This is a genomic window from Bradyrhizobium erythrophlei, from assembly GCF_900129505.1.
GTDB classification, from domain to species: Bacteria; Pseudomonadota; Alphaproteobacteria; order Rhizobiales; family Xanthobacteraceae; genus Bradyrhizobium; species Bradyrhizobium erythrophlei_D.
The window spans coordinates 3,559,462-3,576,757 of sequence record NZ_LT670818.1; the positions used below are offsets into that span (position 1 = coordinate 3,559,462).

21 protein-coding genes are annotated in these 17,296 nt (G+C 63.7%); 16 read left to right on the forward strand and 5 right to left on the reverse strand.

All coding sequences use genetic code 11. The features are described 5' to 3' along the window. Positions 1-113 precede the first annotated feature (113 nt). The 5 genes from B5525_RS16410 (at position 114) to B5525_RS45355 (ending at position 4,362) form a co-directional block, all read left to right on the forward strand. On the forward strand, positions 114-938 hold the full coding sequence (locus B5525_RS16410; RefSeq protein ID WP_154073842.1) for an ABC transporter ATP-binding protein: 825 nt from the start codon (positions 114-116) through the stop codon (positions 936-938). Then, complete coding sequence (locus tag B5525_RS16415; RefSeq protein ID WP_079566938.1) at positions 928-1,854, forward strand: ABC transporter permease; 927 nt, start codon at positions 928-930, stop codon at positions 1,852-1,854. The genes B5525_RS16410 and B5525_RS16415 overlap by 11 nt, the downstream gene beginning before the upstream one ends. Next, positions 1,851-2,975, forward strand: a complete 1,125-nt coding sequence (locus B5525_RS16420; RefSeq protein WP_079566939.1) for an ABC transporter permease — start codon at positions 1,851-1,853, stop codon at positions 2,973-2,975. Before B5525_RS16415 ends, B5525_RS16420 begins: the two co-directional genes overlap by 4 nt. A 33-nt stretch (positions 2,976-3,008) precedes the next feature. Then, positions 3,009-3,995, forward strand: coding sequence for an ABC transporter substrate-binding protein (locus B5525_RS16425; protein WP_079566940.1), 987 nt, complete (start codon positions 3,009-3,011; stop codon positions 3,993-3,995). Positions 3,996-4,140: 145 nt separating this feature from the next. Beyond that, positions 4,141-4,362 (forward strand): hypothetical protein, encoded by a 222-nt coding sequence (locus B5525_RS45355; protein ID WP_172899897.1) that lies wholly within the window; start codon positions 4,141-4,143, stop codon positions 4,360-4,362. Between the two features lie 121 nt (positions 4,363-4,483). Here B5525_RS45355 and B5525_RS16435 read toward each other — a convergent pair whose 3' ends face one another. Both B5525_RS16435 and B5525_RS16440 read right to left on the reverse strand, forming a co-directional pair. Continuing rightward, positions 4,484-5,008, reverse strand: coding sequence for an AAA family ATPase (locus B5525_RS16435; protein ID WP_079566942.1), 525 nt, complete (start codon positions 5,006-5,008; stop codon positions 4,484-4,486). 105 nt (positions 5,009-5,113) lie between these two features. Beyond that, complete coding sequence (locus B5525_RS16440; protein WP_079566943.1) at positions 5,114-6,097, reverse strand: Bug family tripartite tricarboxylate transporter substrate binding protein; 984 nt, start codon at positions 6,095-6,097, stop codon at positions 5,114-5,116. A gap of 267 nt (positions 6,098-6,364) precedes the next feature. On the opposite strand from B5525_RS16440, the gene B5525_RS16445 reads away from it, so the two are divergent. The 10 genes from B5525_RS16445 to B5525_RS16480 all read left to right on the forward strand — a co-directional run bounded on the left by B5525_RS16445 (position 6,365) and on the right by B5525_RS16480 (position 15,549). Continuing rightward, positions 6,365-8,188, forward strand: coding sequence for a long-chain-acyl-CoA synthetase (locus B5525_RS16445; protein WP_079566944.1), 1,824 nt, complete (start codon positions 6,365-6,367; stop codon positions 8,186-8,188). 215 nt (positions 8,189-8,403) lie between these two features. Then, the gene (locus tag B5525_RS16450) at positions 8,404-8,649 is read left to right on the forward strand and encodes an acyl carrier protein (RefSeq protein WP_079566945.1); all 246 of its coding nucleotides are present in this window, start codon (positions 8,404-8,406) and stop codon (positions 8,647-8,649) included. Then, positions 8,636-10,021, forward strand: a complete 1,386-nt coding sequence (locus tag B5525_RS16455) for a class I adenylate-forming enzyme family protein (RefSeq protein ID WP_079566946.1) — start codon at positions 8,636-8,638, stop codon at positions 10,019-10,021. The genes B5525_RS16450 and B5525_RS16455 overlap by 14 nt, the downstream gene beginning before the upstream one ends. After that, positions 10,014-10,748: an SDR family NAD(P)-dependent oxidoreductase gene (locus tag B5525_RS16460; RefSeq protein WP_079566947.1), complete on the forward strand. Its 735-nt coding sequence runs from the start codon at positions 10,014-10,016 to the stop codon at positions 10,746-10,748. The genes B5525_RS16455 and B5525_RS16460 overlap by 8 nt, the downstream gene beginning before the upstream one ends. 123 nt (positions 10,749-10,871) lie before the next feature. Continuing rightward, positions 10,872-11,021 (forward strand): hypothetical protein, encoded by a 150-nt coding sequence (locus B5525_RS46330; protein WP_244567922.1) that lies wholly within the window; start codon positions 10,872-10,874, stop codon positions 11,019-11,021. A gap of 52 nt (positions 11,022-11,073) precedes the next feature. Further along, positions 11,074-11,196, forward strand: a complete 123-nt coding sequence (locus B5525_RS47825; protein ID WP_425305270.1) for a hypothetical protein — start codon at positions 11,074-11,076, stop codon at positions 11,194-11,196. Positions 11,197-11,391: 195 nt separating this feature from the next. Beyond that, the gene (ccmI, locus tag B5525_RS16465) at positions 11,392-12,531 is read left to right on the forward strand and encodes a c-type cytochrome biogenesis protein CcmI (RefSeq protein ID WP_079566948.1); all 1,140 of its coding nucleotides are present in this window, start codon (positions 11,392-11,394) and stop codon (positions 12,529-12,531) included. Continuing rightward, positions 12,531-12,992 carry a cytochrome c maturation protein CcmE gene (gene ccmE / locus B5525_RS16470; RefSeq protein ID WP_079566949.1) on the forward strand — a complete coding sequence of 154 codons (462 nt, stop codon included), beginning with the start codon at positions 12,531-12,533 and terminating at the stop codon, positions 12,990-12,992. The genes ccmI and ccmE overlap by 1 nt, the downstream gene beginning before the upstream one ends. Before the next feature lie 16 nt (positions 12,993-13,008). After that, positions 13,009-14,991: a heme lyase CcmF/NrfE family subunit gene (locus tag B5525_RS16475; RefSeq protein WP_079566950.1), complete on the forward strand. Its 1,983-nt coding sequence runs from the start codon at positions 13,009-13,011 to the stop codon at positions 14,989-14,991. A 75-nt stretch (positions 14,992-15,066) separates the two neighbouring features. Further along, positions 15,067-15,549 carry a cytochrome c-type biogenesis protein gene (locus B5525_RS16480; protein ID WP_079566951.1) on the forward strand — a complete coding sequence of 161 codons (483 nt, stop codon included), beginning with the start codon at positions 15,067-15,069 and terminating at the stop codon, positions 15,547-15,549. Between the two features lie 151 nt (positions 15,550-15,700). On the opposite strand, the gene B5525_RS16485 is transcribed toward B5525_RS16480, so the two are convergent. Continuing rightward, positions 15,701-16,072 (reverse strand): Crp/Fnr family transcriptional regulator, encoded by a 372-nt coding sequence (locus B5525_RS16485; RefSeq protein ID WP_172899899.1) that lies wholly within the window; start codon positions 16,070-16,072, stop codon positions 15,701-15,703. Between the two features lie 376 nt (positions 16,073-16,448). On the opposite strand from B5525_RS16485, the gene B5525_RS16490 reads away from it, so the two are divergent. Further along, positions 16,449-16,643, forward strand: coding sequence for a hypothetical protein (locus B5525_RS16490; RefSeq protein WP_079566953.1), 195 nt, complete (start codon positions 16,449-16,451; stop codon positions 16,641-16,643). A 37-nt stretch (positions 16,644-16,680) separates the two neighbouring features. Here B5525_RS16490 and B5525_RS16495 read toward each other — a convergent pair whose 3' ends face one another. Both B5525_RS16495 and B5525_RS16500 read right to left on the reverse strand, forming a co-directional pair. Next, a complete protein-coding gene (locus tag B5525_RS16495) occupies positions 16,681-16,878 on the reverse strand; it encodes a hypothetical protein (protein WP_079566954.1) in 198 nt (65 codons plus the stop codon). Positions 16,879-16,886: 8 nt separating this feature from the next. After that, the gene (locus B5525_RS16500) at positions 16,887-17,264 is read right to left on the reverse strand and encodes a hypothetical protein (RefSeq protein WP_079566955.1); all 378 of its coding nucleotides are present in this window, start codon (positions 17,262-17,264) and stop codon (positions 16,887-16,889) included. Between the last annotated feature and the right edge of the window lie 32 nt (positions 17,265-17,296).

Below are 17,296 nucleotides of genomic sequence, written 5' to 3' on the forward strand. Positions count from 1 at the left end.
ACTATTTGCGCATGGCGTTGCAAATGCCGAACTCATTGAAGCCAGGTGATCCCCGCGTTACGCTGCGGATGGACGGGCGACAATCGTTCGTCGCGCCGATCGCGCCGGTACGCATGAGCAACGAAGCCGATGCCAGGGTTGAACCAGTGCCGCTGCCGCAACGCCTGGCGGTCGATGTTCGCAATGTTTCACTGACGTTCGAGACCGGCGACGGCAAGGTCGACGCGCTGTCCGACGTCAGCCTGCAGATCGCCGACGGCGAATTCGTTTCCTTCATCGGCCCGTCCGGCTGCGGCAAGACCACGATGCTGCGGGTGATCGCGGATCTGCAGCAGCCGACATCGGGCGCGCTTCTGGTCAACGGCATGAGCGCGGAACAGGCGCGGCTGGAGCGCCGCTACGGCTACGTGTTCCAGGCGCCCGCTTTGTTCCCGTGGCGTACGATCGAGAAGAACCTGAAGCTGCCGCTGGAGATCATGGGATTTTCCGATAGCGAGCAGCAGCAGCGCGCGGCGCGTTATCTGGCGCTGGTCAATCTCACCGGCTTCGAACGGAAGTTTCCCTGGCAATTGTCCGGCGGCATGCAGCAGCGGGTGTCGATCGCGCGCGCCCTGTCGTTCGATCCGGCGCTGTTGCTGATGGACGAGCCGTTCGGCGCGCTCGATGAAATCGTCCGCGATCACCTCAACGAGCAATTGCTGCAATTGTGGGACAAGACCGGCAAGACGGTGCTGTTCGTCACCCATTCCATCCCCGAAGCGGTGTTCCTGTCGACCAGGATCGTGGTGATGTCACCGCGCCCGGGGCGGATCATCGACGTCATCGATTGCAACTTTCCGCGCGACCGCACCCTGGAAATTCGCGAGACGCCGGAGTTTCTGAAGGTCGCGCAGCGTGTCCGGGTCGGCCTTCGGGCGGGACATTGCTATGACGAGTAGCGCGCTCACTCTCCCGGTCTCGGGTGCCGGTGCATGGCGGCGCCATCCGCTGGTCGAGCGTTACGCACCCGTCGTCACAATCGTGCTGGCCCTGATCGCGATCTGGTACGTCGCCGCATTGCTGATGAACCTGTCGCTGGTGCGCGACGGCTTTGAGCGGGAGGAGGCGCCTTACACCGTCTCCGACCTGATCGCGGGCACGATGACGGCCGAGCGGCCGCGGCTGCCGGCACCGCACCAGGTGATCGCAGCCTTCGCCGATTCGGTGTTCGGCTATGCGCCCACCGCGCCACGCAGCCTCGTCTATCATTCCATGGTGACGCTGTCGGCGACGCTGCTTGGCTTCATGCTCGGCGCGGTGCTCGGCATCGCGCTCGCGCTGATGATCGTGCACAGCCGGGTATTGGAGAAGAGCCTGCTGCCATGGATCATCTGCTCGCAGATGGTGCCGATCCTGGCGCTGGCGCCGATCTTCGTCGTGGTGCTCGGCGCGATGGGGTTGCAGGGACTGCTGCCGAAGTCGATCATTTCGGCCTATCTGTGCTTCTTCCCGATCACGATCGGGATGGTGAAGGGCTTTACTGCGCCTGATCCGATGCAGCTTGATCTGATGCGGACCTGGTCGGCGACCTCGAGGCAGGTGCTATCCAAGCTGCGCTGGCCGTCGGCTGTCCCTTATCTCTTCGCCAGCCTCAAGGTCGCGATCTCGATTTCGCTGATCGGTGCCATCGTCGCCGAATTGCCGACCGGCGCCGAAGCCGGCATCGGCGCGCGGCTGCTGGCCGGCTCCTATTATGGCCAGACCGTCCAGATCTGGTCGGCGCTGCTGGCATCGGCGATTCTGGCCTCCGGCCTGATCGGGCTGGTGAGCCTGACCGAACGGATCGTTGCGCGGCGAATGGGGACGCGGCCATGAATCCGCGACGGCTCAGATTGGGATATATCCTGGCCGTGGCCGGCATGCTGCTTGCCCTGGTGTTGCCGCTCTCGACGCTGGGGGCCGCCCCCTTGCCGGCGCGGCCGATGCTGCTGGCATTGTCGCTTGCGGCGGCACTGCTGTTCGCCGTTGCCGCCTGGGCAGGTGGGTCGCGTTCCATCGCCTTCGGCTTCGCCGGCGTTTTCTGCGTCGCAGTGACCGCGCTTGTCCTGCTGCGCGACGCAAGCGTCAGCGGTTCGGCCGGCGCGGGTTTCTGGGCCATGGTGCTGGCGGTCTGGCTCGCCGCCGCGCTCGGCGTGATGCAACTTGCCTCGGCGCGTCCGCGCGACGAGCGCGCGCGGCGCGCGCTCAATCTTGCGGTTCCGCTGCTGTTCGGCGCGGCGGTGTTTTATCTCTGGGAAGTATGGGTACGCGGCTTCGGGGTATCCCCGGTGATCATGCCGGCGCCGAGCGCAGCGGCGGCGAGGTTCGCGTCGTCGCTGGCCGTGCTCGGCGGCGACTTCGTGCAGACCTTCATTCGCGGCGTGCTGATCGGATATGTGATCGGCTGCGGCGCGGGGCTCCTGGTTGCGATCGTTGCGCAGCGTTTTGCCTTTCTCGGTCGCGGCCTGCTTCCGCTCGGCAATTTCTTTTCGGCACTGCCGCTGGTCGGCGTGGCGCCGATCATGGTGATGTGGTTCGGTTTCGACTGGCCGTCGAAGGCCGCGGTGGTTGCGCTGGTGACGTTCTTCCCGATGCTGGTGAACACGCTCGCCGGCCTTTCCGCGTCCGGGCACATGGAACGCGATCTGATGCGATCCTATGGCGCGGATCATCGCCAGACCCTCGCAAAGCTCTATCTGCCCGCCGCGCTGCCGTTCATTTTCAATGCGCTGAAGATCAACGCCACACTGGCGCTGATCGGTGCGATCGTTGCCGAATTCTTTGGAACGCCGACGCAGGGCATCGGCTTTCGCATCTCCACGGAAGCGGGACGAATGGCGCTCGACATGGTGTGGGCGGAAATCGCGCTCGCCGCGATCGCGGGAATGGCTTTCTACGGACTTGTCGCGCTCGCCGAGCGCGCGACCACTTTCTGGCATCCATCCTATCGGACCTGACTCGGCGGGTCCTAACGAGCTTCGGAGTATCGAATGAAGAGAATAGCGGCAATCGCAGCAGGCATGACAATGGGTTTGTCGCTGGCGACAGCGCAAGCGGCGGACACGGTCACCATCCAGCTGAAATGGGTCGCGCAGGCCCAGTTCGCCGGGTACTTCGTGGCCAAGGAGAAGGGATTCTACAAGGACGCCGGCCTCGACGTCACGATCAAGCCGGGCGGCCCGGACGTGGCGCCGCCGCAGGTAATCGCCGGCGGCGGCGCCGACGTCGTGGTCGACTGGATGCCGTCGGCATTGGCGTCGCGCGAGAAGGGCGTGCCGCTGGTCAACATCTCGCAGACCTTCAAGAAGTCCGGCCTGGAGCTGACCTGCCGGGCCGACACCGGCATCAAGAAACCCGCCGACTTCAAGGGCAAGACCATCGGGATCTGGTACGGCGGCAACGAGTATCCGTTCCTGTCCTGGATGTCGAAGCTCGGCTACAAGACCGACAGCTCGCCGGGCGGCATCAAGATCATCAAGCAGGGCTTCAACGTCGATCCGATCCTGCAGAAGCAGGCCGATTGCGTTTCGACCATGACCTACAACGAATATTGGCAGGTCATCGATGGCGGCTTCAAGCCGAGCCAGCTGGTGGTCTTCAAATATGAGGACGAGGGCGTTGCCACGCTGGAGGACGGTCTGTGGGTGCTGGAAAAGAATCTCAAGGACCCGGCGTTCGTGACCAAGATGGCGAAATTCGTCAAGGCCTCGATGAAGGGCTGGGAATACGCCAAGGCCCATTCGGACGAAGCGGTGAAGATCATCCTGGCCGGCGACTCCACGGGCGCGAAAACCGAGAAGGACCAGAAGCGGATGATGGGCGAAATCGCCAAGCTGCTCGGTCCCGCCGACGGCAAGCTCGACGTCAAGGATTACGACCGTACGGTTGCGACCCTGATGTCCGGCGGATCGGATCCCGTCATCACCAAGAAGCCGGAAGGCGCCTATACCTTCGCCGTCTATGAGGCGATGAAATAATCGCAAGCCGGCATCCGACAAACAAGCGGGCGGCCGGCGCAGTTCGGCCCCCCAAGCAACCAGAACAGCCATCGACACTTGCCTGGACTTCGTAGCGATCGCGTATCGGGAGCCGACCGCCGCAGTATCGGCGGACAGGTTGAGCATGCATCCCGATAACAGGAACAGAACTTATTATGTTGTGGTGAGTCGCCGCGGTGACGGTACCGATCCCTTCTGCTGGGAGATCCGTCGCCGGCGCGAGGCCATGGGCGTCAAGGTTTCCGGCTCGGGCTATCGCTCCCATCGGGCAGCGCACGATGCCGGCAACCGGGCGCTGGACCGGTTGCTGGACGACCTTTCCAAAGAGAGCGAGACAAGCCGCTGACCAGGCGCGGTCAACGAACCTATAGCCTTTTCCGTTTCGATAAAATCGAAACGGGGCTCTAGATTCCTGATTTAACGCGTTTTCTTCACGCGAACCGGTATCCACTTCGCTTGAAAACGCCTTAGCGTAACTTCCCCGCACGCGGCGGAAATCCGCAGATGAACACTCGGCGCCGCGAGGTGATCGACAGGGGCAGTCTCGAACCGCTCGCAAGGACGACTATTCCATCATACGCCTCGATGCGTTGCAGGAGATCGTTGATTTCGATTTTCGAATAACGGTCGTGTGCATCCTTCACGCTCGTGCGCTTTCCGAACAGCGCTTCGGCCTCGTCGAAAAGCAGTAGAGCACCGTTGGCAGCGGCGTCGGAGAATACTCGGTCAAGATTCTTTTCAGTTTCGCCGATGTATTTGCTCACCACCGCGGAGAGGTCGACACGAAGGAGATCGCGCCCCAATCTCTTCGCCAGCGCCGCCGCCGCCGCGGCATTCGCGCCGCCGAACAGCAGCGCCCTGCGTCTGGAGCCGGTACGCAGATTCGCCGTTGCGGCAATCGCTCGGACTTGCGCCATCTCCCTGACGGTCAATCCGGCTCTCTGGCCCGACACGGCCCTGGCCAGCTTGCCAACTTCAGAAGGCTGTTTCATGCCATGCCTTCGGCCAGGCGCGGACGGTCGCTAATGCGCCCATGTCCGGCACCTTAACGGATCATCGGCGTTCGATCACCATGGATCGACGCGGCAAGCCGTCCCTCACTCCTTCTTCTGCCCCGACATTTCCACCACCTTGCGCCAGCGCTCGGTTTCGGTGGTGAGCATGGCGGTGAATTCCCTGGCGTTGCCGGCAATCGGAATCGCGCCGAGGTCGCCGAGCCGCTGCTTGATGTTGGGGTCGGCAAGCGCCGCGTTGATTTCCTTGTTGAGGAGATCGACGATCTCCTGCGGCATGCCGTGGGGAGCCCCGACGCCGTAGAACGAGCTGGTTTCATAGCCATGCAGGGTGTCGCCGATCGGCGGCACGTCCGGCATCGTGTCCGACCGCTCTTTCGTGGTCACGCCAAGTGCGCGCAGCTTTCCGGTTCGCACGAATTCGAACGAGGAGGTGACGTTGTCGAACATGCCCTGGATCTGCCCGCTCATCACGTCGGTGAGGCCCGGCGCCGAGCCGCGATAGGGCACGTGAACGAACTGGACGCCGGCCATCGCCTTGAACAATTCGCCGGACAGATGCAGCGAGGTGCCAATGCCGGAGGATGCGATGCTCATCTTGCCCGGATTGGCTTTGGCATAGGTGATGAATTCCGCGATGGTGTGGACGGGAAGGTCGTTGTTGATCACCAGCACCAGCGGAATGCGGGCGACGCCGGCAACCGGCGCAATGCCCTTGGCGAAGTCGAACGGCAGCGTCGGGTCGAACGAGGCGTTGATCGCGTTCGCGGTAGAGGTGAGCAGCAAGGTGTAGCCGTCGGGCGGCGAGGCGATTACCGCCTGGGTGCCGATATTGCTGCCGGCGCCCGGTTTGTTCTCGACGATGAAGGGCTGGCCCAGCCGCTCCGACAGGCGCTGGCAGACCAAACGCGACAGCACGTCGGTGGCGCCGCCCGCGGCGTAGGGGACGATCCAGCGCACGGGATGAGATGGGTAAGCCTGCTCAGCCCGCGCCGGCGCCGCCAGGCCGGCGACAAACGTCATTCCGAAGCCCGCGGCCGAGTGGAGGAAAGCTCGTTTGTTGATCATCGCGGCCTCTCATTTCTTGTCGAGGCCGATATTGCAAGATTCGTGCTGCGCCGCACGCCGTTCCCGTCATCGTGGTAAAATTCGGGTGCGGTCGACAGCGCCAAGAATGCGCGCCGCGCAGGCGATTGCCGGCGCTTTAATCAGCCTGCAAATTCCTGGCAACAGCAACGCGGTCTTTACTGTCCTGATTAACGCCTGGTCAGCCAAGTGCGGTCTATAGCTGTCCGGGATCGAATTATAGCCCGGGGAACAGCAGCCACTTTGGCCATGAGCGCAGAAACCACCGAACAATGGGCGCCACCTGAGAACACGTCGCCGCGCGCAAAACCGTCGGCCGCCAAGAGCTGGCTGAAGGCGATCGAGCTCACCTCGCGCATCGAGGCCAATCCGTCCCGATTATTTGCCGACGTGGTGGAGGATTGGTCGAACGAGCAGCCGGACCGTCCCGCGTTGATTTCGGAGACCGAGACCTTCAGTTACCGCACGCTGGCCGAGCGGATCAATCGTTATGCGCGCTGGGCGTTGTCGGCGGGAATTGAAGCCGGCGATACCGTGTGCCTGATCATGCCGAGCCGGCCGGATTACATCGCCGCCTGGCTCGGCATCACCAAAGTCGGCGGCGTGGTGGCACTGATCAACACCAGGCTGGTCGGGCTGTCGCTATCCCACTGCATCAACGTCGCGGATGCCGACCATGTCATCCTCGCGGACGAACTCGGCGGCGTCTTCGAAACCGCGCTGCCCTATCTGAACCGCGCGCCGAAAATCTGGATCCACGGCAGCCGCGGCAACGACGCCAGCATCGATGCCATGCTGGACGCCATGGACGCCATCCCGCTTCAGCCGTCCGAGCGGCGGGCCGTTACCATCAACGGTCGCGCGCTGTTGATCTACACTTCCGGCACCACCGGCCTGCCGAAGGCCGCCAGCATCAGCCATCGCCGCATCCTGAACTGGGGCGGCTGGTTTGCCGGACTTACGGGTGCTTCCATCGACGACCGGCTGTACGATTGCCTGCCGGTCTATCACAGCGTCGGCGGCATCGTCGCACCCTGCAGCATGCTCTGCGCGGGCGGCTCGGTGGTGCTGGCGGACAAATTTTCGGCGAGCGAGTTTTGGCACGACATCGTGCGCTGGGACTGCACGCTGTTCCAGTATATCGGCGAGCTCTGCCGCTATCTGCTGCGGGCGCCGCCGTCCGAATACGAAACCGGCCATCGGCTCCGGCTCGCCTGCGGCAACGGTCTGCGCGGCGATATCTGGGAGGCGTTTCAGGCACGCTTTGCGATTCCGCAGGTCCTTGAATTCTATGCCGCCACCGAGGGTAATTTCTCGCTCTACAATGTCGAGGGCAAGCCGGGCGCGATCGGCCGGATTCCGCCGTTGCTGGCGCATCGCTTTCCGGCCGCGATCGTCCGCGTCGACATGGATTCCGGCGCGCCGGTCCGCGGCGAAGACGGCCTTTGCATGGCCTGCGTCCGCGGCGAAGCCGGTGAAGCCGTCGGCCGCATCGGCGTGGCCGACGAGGGCGGTGGCCGCTTCGAGGGTTATACCGATGCCGAGGAGACCGAGAAGAAAGTGCTGCGCGATGTTTTCGCGAAAGGCGATGCCTGGTTTCGCACCGGCGACCTGATGAAGCTCGACGCCGCCGGCTTCTTCCACTTTGTCGACCGGGTCGGCGACACCTTCCGCTGGAAAGGCGAGAATGTCGCGACGTCGGAAGTGAACGCGGCGGTTACGGACAGCCCGGGCGTCGTCGATGCCGCCACCTATGGCGTCGCTGTCCCCGGCGCCGACGGCCGCGCCGGAATGGCCGCGATCGTGGTCGATGAGGGTTTTGATCTTGCGCAACTCGCAGATCATCTGTCGCGCCGGCTGCCGGTCTATGCCCACCCGGTCGTTATTCGACTTTGCGCTGCACTCGACACCACCGAAACCTTCAAGCAGAAGAAGCAGCAGCTGGCCCGCGAGGGATTCGATCCGCGGCTGGTGACGGATCCGCTGTTCTTCCGGGACCCGGCGTCGGGCGCCTATCGCGAACTCGCCGCCGCGAACTATGCGCGCATTCTGGATGGTTCGATCCGACTGTAGTCGCTGCCGGCTCTATGCATGTCGGTGACGAGCGTCGGGCCCGCGGTCGCGCGCCAACGATCTCGCCGGATTCGGTTCCATGTTCCGGCGAAATCGAAGCATTTTGTCAACCATCGCATTTACCAATGAACGCGAAAGATCGGCGCATGACCGGTTTGCTTCACGTTTTCGCACTATCATGACCGCTTCCAATCGATCGGAAGGCGAAAGAGACCATGTCGGTAAGGTTAAGGATTATCTCAGCGATGCAGCAGATCGCCACGGAACAGCAGGTGACCTTGCCGCCGCTTACCGACGAACTGTCGCTGCACGAAACCGGTTTCGATTCGCTCGGCTTTGCGATCCTGGTTGCGCGGCTCGAGGATGACCTCGGCATCGATCCGTTCACGATATCGGAGGACGTTGCGTTTCCGCTCACGGTAGGTGATTTCGTCAGGGCCTACGAAAATGTCCCCGCGTGAAATCTTCACGCTCCGCGACTATCTCGGTCCGGAGCTGAAGGGCCGCACCATTTCGGATGGGCGGCGGGTCGTGTCACTGACGGACATCCTTGAACAGACTTGCCTGGTCGGCCGCTTTGGCGAGCTCTCCGGCCGCTCGGTGCTGCTCGCCGTTTCCGATCAGCTGATATCGGCGCTAGCGATGACGGAACTCGACGGCGTGGCGCGGCGAATGCTGCTGTGTCCGCCGGATCTTAGGGCCGATCACGTTCAAACCCTGATCGACGAAGCCGAAATCGATGCCATCGTCACCGACCAGCCATCACGCTGGGCGGATGTCGGCGTTTATCTGGTGATGGCGGCCCGTGCGCCCGAGCGCCGCGGCACCAAGGCAAAGACCGAGCGCGCGACCGAATGGCTGATGCTGACGTCCGGCACTTCGGGCGTACCGAAGATCGTCGGCCATACGCTGGAGGCACTGACCGGCGCGATCGTCGCCGACGGTCCGGCCCGCGGCACCCCGCCGGTGTGGGCGACCTTCTACGACATCAGGCGCTATGGCGGCCTCCAGATTTTCCTGCGCGCCATCCTCAGCGGCGGCTCGATGGTGCTGACCGAGCCCGGCGAGGCGCTCGCCGATCACGTCGCCCGCCTCAATGCCATGGGCGTCACGCACATCTCCGGCACGCCGTCGCATTGGCGCAAGCTTCTGATGAGCGGCGCGGCTTCGGGCTTTTCTCCACGCTATGTCCGGCTGTCCGGTGAAATCGCCGACCAGGCGGTGCTCGATGGTCTGCGCAAGGCCTTTCCCGACGCCTCGATCGGGCACGCTTACGCTTCGACCGAGGCGGGCGTCGGCTTTGCCGTCAATGATGGCCTCGAGGGCTTTCCCGCCAGCATGATCGGGATCAACCGCGATGGCGTCGAAATGAGGGTCGTGGACGGAGCGCTGCGGATCCGCTCGACGCGGACAGCGCATGCCTATGTCGGTCGCGACGCGGCAGCGCTCACCGACGGCGACGGCTTCGTCGATACCGGCGACATGGTGGAACTGCGCGGCGACCGCTATCACTTCGCCGGAAGGCGTGGCGGCATCATCAATATCGGCGGCTTGAAGGTTCATCCCGAGGAGATCGAGGCCGTCATCAACCGCCATGATGAGGTGCGGATGTCGCGCGCCAGATCGCGCAAGAGCCCGATCACCGGTTCGATCGTGGTCGTCGATGTCATCCTGGCCGATGGCTGCGACGCCAGCCGCGGCGACGAGATCCGGAAGAAGATTCTGGCGGACTGCCGGGCCCAGCTGCCGTCGCACAAGGTGCCCGCGATGATCAAATTCGTGGACGCCCTGGACATCACGGCGGCCGGAAAGCTGGCGCGAACCGATGCATAATGTGGTGGTGACCGGCGGCAGCCGCGGCATTGGCCTTGCCATCGCGCGGCGGCTGGCTGCGGCCGGCTATAATGTGATCGCGGTGGCACGGCGCGAGAGCGAGGAGCTACGCGAAGTCAGCCACGGCGTGGTGCAGCAAGGCAGAGGCGGTCTTCATTTCAGGGCATTCGATCTCAGCGCGACCGACGCCATTCCGGTGTTCGTGAAGGGATTGCGCGACGAATTCGGCGCGATCTACGGCCTCGTCAACAATGCCGGCATCGGCAGCGAGGGCCTGCTCGCCACCATGCACAACACTGATATCGAGGCGCTGGTGCGTCTCAACGTGCTCTCGCCGGTGATACTGACGAAATATGTCGTGCGCCACATGATGGCCGACGGCGCCGGCCGCATCATCAACATGTCCTCGATCATCGCCTCCACAGGCTATAACGGCCTGTCGGTCTATGGCGCCACCAAGGCCGCCGCGACCGGCTTCACCCGGTCCCTGGCGCGCGAAGTCGGCAAGCTCGGGATCACCGTCAACGCGATCGCGCCCGGCTTCATCGATACCGAGCTGACGCAAACCCTCTCGGACGATCAGCGCAAGCGTATCGCCGGCCGCAGCGCCTTGCGCCGGCTGCCGGACACCGACGATGTCGCCCGTATGGTCGAATATCTCCTGGGCGATGGTGGCCGCAACATCACCGGCAGCGTGTTGACCATCGACGCCGGCAACACCGCCTGAACTGCACTTCATTTCTGCTTGCACATCGCTGCAATACGGTCCCTCGCGCTTGATTTCAATCAAGTGCTACGGGTGTGTTTTCGGCAAGAAGTCGGGCAAGGTTTCATCGGCATGGAATGAGCAATGGCATTTGAGCGCGTCCTGCGGTGGGCACTCGTCATCATCGCGGTTACCGGCCTGGCGGCCGGCATCGCCGCTCGTGCCGCAACGATGCGCCGGCGCTGGCCAGCGCCGATGTTGGGATCGCGCTCGGTGCCCGCGGCGCCAGCATAACGATGAACGTCTCGACTCGCGGGAATGCCGCAATCGCCATGCGGTCGAGTCGATGGATCCGCGCAAACCGCCTGCCGTTCAAATGACGGTGGCCGCGATGAAGGCAGGGGCGACGCGCATCGACTGCCACGGAGGCCTTCCTGCCGAGCCGGCGAACGAATCGGCAAAAAAGTAGACTTTTCCGGAGGTTCCCGGCGGAGGATGGGGCGATCTTTCTCGCTCCGAAGCTCTAGTCGGAGCGTCGTTCGATCAACATCTGACATAGGTCAAGATTGACCTCTGCCCATTTAGTATCCATGCGGCGGGGTTGTGCTAACAAGACCGCCCCGGGGGGCAGTCGAAGCCTTTCAGCGCTGGTTAAAGTGATTTAATGATCCTCTGGCCGATCCTTGCATTGATGACGCTTACGGCGATGGCCGCGGTCTGGTGGCCGCTCGCACGCCGTCAGAAGTCCGTCCGTTCGGGAAGCGACGTTGCTGTTTACCGCGACCAGCTCGACGAGATCGATCGCGACGAGACTGCCGGCCTGGTTGGCGGCGCGGAGGCCGAAGCCGCGCGGGTCGAAGTATCGCGCCGCCTGATCGCCGCCGCGGAAGTTGCCAGGGCGGCAAACGCCGCCGCTGCGCCTGTTCCGGCCAGCCGCGCTCGCTGGGCAACGATCGCCGCCGCCGTCCTGCTGCTGCCGCTCGGCGCAGGCCTCATTTATCTTTCGCTGGGCTCGCCGAATCTGGTCCCGGTTTCCATGAATGCAGAAGCCTCCGGACAGCAGCTCCCAAAGGGGATCGAGCAGACCGTCGCCGACGTCGAGAAATATCTCGAGGCCAACCCGAAAAACGGTCGGGGCTGGGAGTTGCTGGCCCCGGTCTATCTTCGTCTCGGACGCTTCGATGACGCCGTCAAGGCGCGGCGCAACGCGCTGGAGATCTTCGGCCCGGATGCCGCGCGGCTCGGGGATCTCGGCGAAGCCATCATCATGGCCTCCAACGGCGCGGTCACCCCGGAGGCCAGGGGCCTGTTCGAGCGTGCCAACGCCGCCGATCCCGAAGATGTGATGGCGCAATATTATCTCGGGCTCAACGCCAAGCAGGAAGGCCGCCTCGACGAGGCGGCGAAGCGATGGAACTCGCTGATCTCGAGCGCCCGTCAGGGCGCGGAGTGGTTGCCGATGGTCAAGGAGGCGCTGGCAGAGATCAGCGAGAAAGGCCCGCCGGGCGCGGTAAAGCTCGCGCCGGCGGGGCCGGACGCGAACCAGGTAGCCGCCGCCGCGCAGATGGCGCCGACCGAGCGCAACAACATGATAGAGGGTATGGTTGCGCGGCTTGCCCAGCGCATGGCCGAAAACGGCTCCGACGTCGATGGCTGGCTTCGCTTGATCAAGGCCTATTCGGTGCTGGGCGAGCGCGACAAGGCGCTGACCGCGGCCGCCAATGCCCGCACGGCGCTGGCCGCAAACAATGATAGTCTGCGCCGCATCGGCGAACTGACCAAAGAGCTCGGACTGGAAGGTTGATGACACGGAAACAGCGGCGCCTGATTTTGATCGGCTCGAGCCTCGGCGTCCTCGCCATCGCGGTGGGACTGGTGCTGAGCTCGCTGCGCGACTCGATCGTGTTCTTCAATTCTCCGACCGACATCGCCGACAACAAGGCCGCTCCGGGCAAGCGCATCCGCCTCGGCGGCATGGTGAAGATGGGCAGCCTCGAGCGCGGCGACAATCTGCAGATCCGCTTCGAGGTGACCGACGGCAACAGGGATATCCCGGTCAGCTACCGCGGCATCGTGCCGGACCTGTTCCGCGAAGGACAGGGCGTCGTCGCCGAGGGTCATGTCGAGCCGGGCGGCACCTTCACCGCCGATACGGTGCTCGCCAAGCACGACGAGAATTATATGCCGCGCGAAGTCGTCGATACCCTGAAAAAGCAGGGGCACTGGCAGGAGACCGCGGCGCCCGTCAAGCAGAGCGCGAGATGAACCGGGAGTCCTCGTCATGATCGCTGAATTCGGTCACTACGCGCTGGTACTGGCGCTGGCGCTGGCGCTGATCCAGTCGTGGTCGCCGGTCGTCGGCGCCCGCAACGGCGACGTGGCGCTGATGAAGCTCGCCGACTCGACCGCGCTGGCGCAATTCGCCTTCGTGGCCATCGCCTTCGGCGCGCTCACTTACTGCTACGTGATCTCGGATTTTTCCGTCGCCAATGTGTTCGAGAATTCGCATTCGCAGATGCCGCTGATCTACAAGTTCACCAGCGTCTGGGGCAACCATGAAGGCTCGATGCTGCTGTGGGTGTTGATCCTGTCCCTGTTCGGCGCGCTGGTCGCGTGGTTCGGAACCAATTTGCCGTCCACGCTCAAGGCCAACGTGCTGGCGGTGCAGTCCTGGATTGCGTGCGCCTTCTATCTGTTCATCCTCTTCACCTCGAATCCGTTCCGGCGGCTGGCCGAGGTGCCGGTCGAGGGCCGCGATCTCAACCCGATCCTGCAGGATTTCGGTCTCGCGGTGCATCCGCCGATGCTCTATCTCGGCTATGTCGGCTTCTCCATCGCCTTCTCCTTTGCGGTCGCGGCCCTGATTGAAGGCCGCATCGATGCAGCGTGGGCGCGCTGGGTGCGGCCGTGGACGCTGCTCGCCTGGATGTGCCTGACGCTCGGCATCGCGATGGGCTCTTACTGGGCCTATTACGAACTCGGCTGGGGCGGCTGGTGGTTCTGGGACCCGGTGGAGAACGCGTCGCTGATGCCGTGGATCGCCGGCACCGCGCTGTTGCATTCGGCCGTGGTGATGGAAAAGCGAAATTCGCTCAAGGTGTGGACCATCCTGCTGGCGATCCTCACCTTCTCGCTGTCGCTGATCGGCACCTTCCTGGTGCGCTCGGGGGTGTTGACCTCGGTCCATACCTTCTCGAACGATCCGGCGCGCGGCCTTTTCATCCTGGTGATCCTGATGGTGTTCATCGGCGGCAGCCTCGCGCTGTTCGCCTGGCGCGCGCCGCTGCTCAAGCAGGGCGGCCTGTTCGCGCCGATCTCGCGCGAAAGCGCGCTGGTGTTCAATAACCTGTTTCTGGCGACCGCTTGCGCCACCGTGTTCGTCGGCACGCTCTACCCGCTGGTGCTCGAGGCGCTCACCGGGGACAAGATCTCGGTCGGCGCGCCGTTCTTCAACCTCACCTTCGGGCCGCTGTTCATCCCGCTCCTGATCGCGGTGCCGTTCGGGCCCTTGCTGGCATGGAAGCGCGGCGATCTCTATGGGGTCGCGCAGCGCCTGCTCGCGGCATGCGCGGTCGCGATGGTCGGGCTCGCCGCGACCTTCGCCGTCGCGGGCACCAAAGCCGTGCTGGCGCCGTTCGGTATTGGCCTTGCCTTGTTCGTGATGGCCGGCGCTCTGACGGACGTCGCGGAACGCGTCGATCTGCGCAGCCTGTCGATCGAAAAGATCGGACGGCGCGCGGCCGGTCTGCCGCGCTCGGCCTGGGGCACGGCGGTGGCGCATTTTGCACTCGGCGTCACGATGATCGGAATTGTCTGCGCAAGCACCTGGGGAAGCGAACGCATCATCGCGCTGAAACCGACGCAGAGCGTTTCCATCAGTGGTTACGATTTGACTTTCGACGGCATGGTCAGCCGCGACGGCTCGAATTACCGCGAGACCGCCGCGCACTTCACGGTGCGCAAGGCAGACAGTGTGATCGGAATCATGGAGCCGTCGAAGCGGGTGTTCCCGTCGCGCGATGGCATGTCGACCACCGAGGCCGCGCTGCTGACGCGCGGTGTCAGCCAGCTGTATCTCTCGCTCGGCGACAGCAATGCCGACGGCTCGATCGCGCTGCGCCTCTATCACAAGCCGTTTGTGCTGCTGATCTGGCTCGGGGCGCTGGTGATGGCCTTCGGCGGCGCGCTGTCATTGTCGGACCGCAGGTTGCGGATCGGCGCGCCGAAGCCGGCGGCGAAGATCGTGGCGCAGCCCGCGGAATGAATTTCTTCATCTCGCGGGGCGGTCGCGCCGCGGCCAGTTCGGACAGGATCTTGGGCCCGGGTTAAAGGACGTCGAATGGTCCGGAGCGTTCGGTTTCTTCTGGTGGCGCTGGCGCTGTTCAGTGCGCCGCCGCTCTATGCCGTCCAGGTGGACGAAATTCTCCCCGATGCGAAGCTCGAGGCGCGCGCCCGGGCGATCTCGCACGATCTGCGTTGCATGGTGTGCCAGAACCAGTCGATCGACGATTCCGAAGCGCCGCTGGCGCGCGATCTGCGTCTGCTGGTGCGCGAGCGCCTCAAGGCCGGCGACAGCGACACCCAGGTGGTCGACTACATGGTGGCGCGCTATGGCGAGTTCGTGCTGCTGAGGCCCCGGATGAGCTGGCATACGGCGATCCTGTGGGCCGCGCCGCTCGCGATATTGATCATCGGCGTGTTTGCGATCGTCTTCTCGGTCCTGCGCCGGTCCGCGCGCCCGGGGCTTCCCGAGACTGAGGCGCTGACGGAAGGCGAGAAACTGAAGCTGAATGCCATCGCCTCGCAATTGGACGGCGCCTAGCCGGTCCTCAATTTCCTGATCTGGATCAAGGCCATGATTCCGGATGTCGGCTCTGATGCGTGAAATTGGCAGCGTGCAGTGTAAGGGGACCCCGGGGGGAAGAGGGCCTCATGGATTACAATGTGTTTTTCGATCGGGCTTTGGGCCAGCTTCATTCGATGATCAGCCGCATGATATTGGGGCTGGATTGAAAGAACCTGGTGAGGTCGTCGCGCGAATACCGGCGCAGCGCCACTTCGCCGATGGCGTCGGCCGAAAAATTATAACGGTCGGCGAACGGCATGCCGAGGAAATCGCCCGGCAACGCAAACGCCAGGACCTGGCGGCGTCCTTCCGGCAGCAGCTTGTAGAGGCGTACCACGCCTTGCGAAAGTCCGAAGACGGTATCGGCGACTGCCCGCTCTGAAGATATCGTCTTTCCCGAACGAAAATAAACCTGCGTCGCCAGCCGCTGAAGTTCGCGGAGTTCGGGCAACTCGGCGGCTTTTCCGCAGAACAGAGAGGGGAAATGAGCACGAGGCATTCGCCATCCCGTTATTGGTGTCCCGGACTGAGTTCTGGAGGAATCTGCCAGCATGGCATCATGTGCCCACCGCGGCCGCGAAGCGTCTTGACCCAAGTCAACCGATTGGCGATACGGCGAAAAAGCCTGCGCGGGTCGGTGCGCCGCCATGGCGCAAAGCGGTCCTTAAGCCAAAGCGTGCCGGCTCGAAGGCGGTCGGCGATCGCTGCTGCGCCCGGCAAGGTGCAGACAAAAGCAGATTTAGGAGCTAGATTGAACAGCCAGGGCGGGCGGCCGCTGAATTGATCCGGATCAATTCAGCGGGACCATTCGGCGTTATTGGCTAACCGCCAGGAACGAGTGCGTCGCGTCAATTCCAGGATGCGAGGAGCTGTCGATGATCACGTCCAACCTGAGCCGGGTACCCGCCGAACTTCAGCAAAAGAAAGATCCGATCGCAGAGGGCGGCGCGCAGGGTCCGATGTCACAGCAAGACGCTGCCGACTGCCACGGCCATGACATGCATCCGCAAAAATTTGTCCGGCTGGTCGGCTGTCATGAAACAAACGCAACCCAGCGGCACGCGGCCTAGGCGCTGGCGCTAGCAAACCAATCGAACCTGCCGCCGCTCAGCCCAGCTGGCTGATTTGCTCCCCGGTCACCACGCGCTCGACCTTCTCGGTCTCGCTCTTGATGCGATAGCACGCGCGTCCGTCCGCCTCAGTCGGCAGGCGCGCGGTAATCGAATAGACGTTGTGCTGCTTGGGGACATCGCGCCCCTGCGGCCGCAGCAAGACGCTGTCATTGATGGCGTCGTGGTAGGTCATGTTTCAGTTCATTCCCTGGGTTTTCGCAGGTCGATGCGTTCGTCGGCGAATTCCGGTGGACCCTCCGTGAGCCGCCGGATGCGGCGTTCGCGTTCCGCGGCGGGAATCGACGGATCGAGCAATTGGTCAATCTGACGGACCGCCAGACTTTCGATATCGACGGGATCGCGCCGGGCCGAAACCGGCGGAACCGCCGAGGTCGACGCGTTCAGGCCAAGCTGCACCAATTGCCTGATCGCCTCGGAGCGGGCCATGTCATGCGCTTCCGCCCAGGCATCGACCGCGGCCGTCATGCCTTCCGACATTTCTACCGCGCTGACGGCATCACGATCCGCGCTCGGACGGCGGATCGGGTGGTCGGAGTTCTTCCCCCTGGAGTCGGTCACGTTTCAAATCCGCCGATCGACGAGACGGCGAT

Excerpts from the sequence above, each read along its gene's own strand:
- B5525_RS46330 (WP_244567922.1), top strand. The coding sequence starts at position 10,872 with ATGGCATTTGAGCGCGTCCTGCGGTGGGCACTCGTCATCATCGCGGTT.
- ccmE (WP_079566949.1), top strand. The coding sequence starts at position 12,531 with ATGACACGGAAACAGCGGCGCCTGATTTTGATCGGCTCGAGCCTCGGC.
- B5525_RS16440 (WP_079566943.1), bottom strand. The coding sequence starts at position 6,097 with ATGATCAACAAACGAGCTTTCCTCCACTCGGCCGCGGGCTTCGGAATG.
- B5525_RS16425 (WP_079566940.1), top strand. The coding sequence starts at position 3,009 with ATGAAGAGAATAGCGGCAATCGCAGCAGGCATGACAATGGGTTTGTCG.
- B5525_RS16495 (WP_079566954.1), bottom strand. The coding sequence starts at position 16,878 with ATGACCTACCACGACGCCATCAATGACAGCGTCTTGCTGCGGCCGCAG.
- B5525_RS16410 (WP_154073842.1), top strand. The coding sequence starts at position 114 with ATGAGCAACGAAGCCGATGCCAGGGTTGAACCAGTGCCGCTGCCGCAA.
- B5525_RS16455 (WP_079566946.1), top strand. The coding sequence starts at position 8,636 with ATGTCCCCGCGTGAAATCTTCACGCTCCGCGACTATCTCGGTCCGGAG.
- B5525_RS16460 (WP_079566947.1), top strand. The coding sequence starts at position 10,014 with ATGCATAATGTGGTGGTGACCGGCGGCAGCCGCGGCATTGGCCTTGCC.
- B5525_RS16480 (WP_079566951.1), top strand. The coding sequence starts at position 15,067 with ATGGTCCGGAGCGTTCGGTTTCTTCTGGTGGCGCTGGCGCTGTTCAGT.
- B5525_RS16445 (WP_079566944.1), top strand. The coding sequence starts at position 6,365 with ATGAGCGCAGAAACCACCGAACAATGGGCGCCACCTGAGAACACGTCG.
- B5525_RS16435 (WP_079566942.1), bottom strand. The coding sequence starts at position 5,008 with ATGAAACAGCCTTCTGAAGTTGGCAAGCTGGCCAGGGCCGTGTCGGGC.
- ccmI (WP_079566948.1), top strand. The coding sequence starts at position 11,392 with ATGATCCTCTGGCCGATCCTTGCATTGATGACGCTTACGGCGATGGCC.
- B5525_RS16450 (WP_079566945.1), top strand. The coding sequence starts at position 8,404 with ATGTCGGTAAGGTTAAGGATTATCTCAGCGATGCAGCAGATCGCCACG.
- B5525_RS45355 (WP_172899897.1), top strand. The coding sequence starts at position 4,141 with ATGCATCCCGATAACAGGAACAGAACTTATTATGTTGTGGTGAGTCGC.
- B5525_RS16485 (WP_172899899.1), bottom strand. The coding sequence starts at position 16,072 with ATGCCTCGTGCTCATTTCCCCTCTCTGTTCTGCGGAAAAGCCGCCGAG.
- B5525_RS16420 (WP_079566939.1), top strand. The coding sequence starts at position 1,851 with ATGAATCCGCGACGGCTCAGATTGGGATATATCCTGGCCGTGGCCGGC.
- B5525_RS16415 (WP_079566938.1), top strand. The coding sequence starts at position 928 with ATGACGAGTAGCGCGCTCACTCTCCCGGTCTCGGGTGCCGGTGCATGG.
- B5525_RS47825 (WP_425305270.1), top strand. The coding sequence starts at position 11,074 with ATGGATCCGCGCAAACCGCCTGCCGTTCAAATGACGGTGGCCGCGATG.
- B5525_RS16475 (WP_079566950.1), top strand. The coding sequence starts at position 13,009 with ATGATCGCTGAATTCGGTCACTACGCGCTGGTACTGGCGCTGGCGCTG.
- B5525_RS16490 (WP_079566953.1), top strand. The coding sequence starts at position 16,449 with ATGATCACGTCCAACCTGAGCCGGGTACCCGCCGAACTTCAGCAAAAG.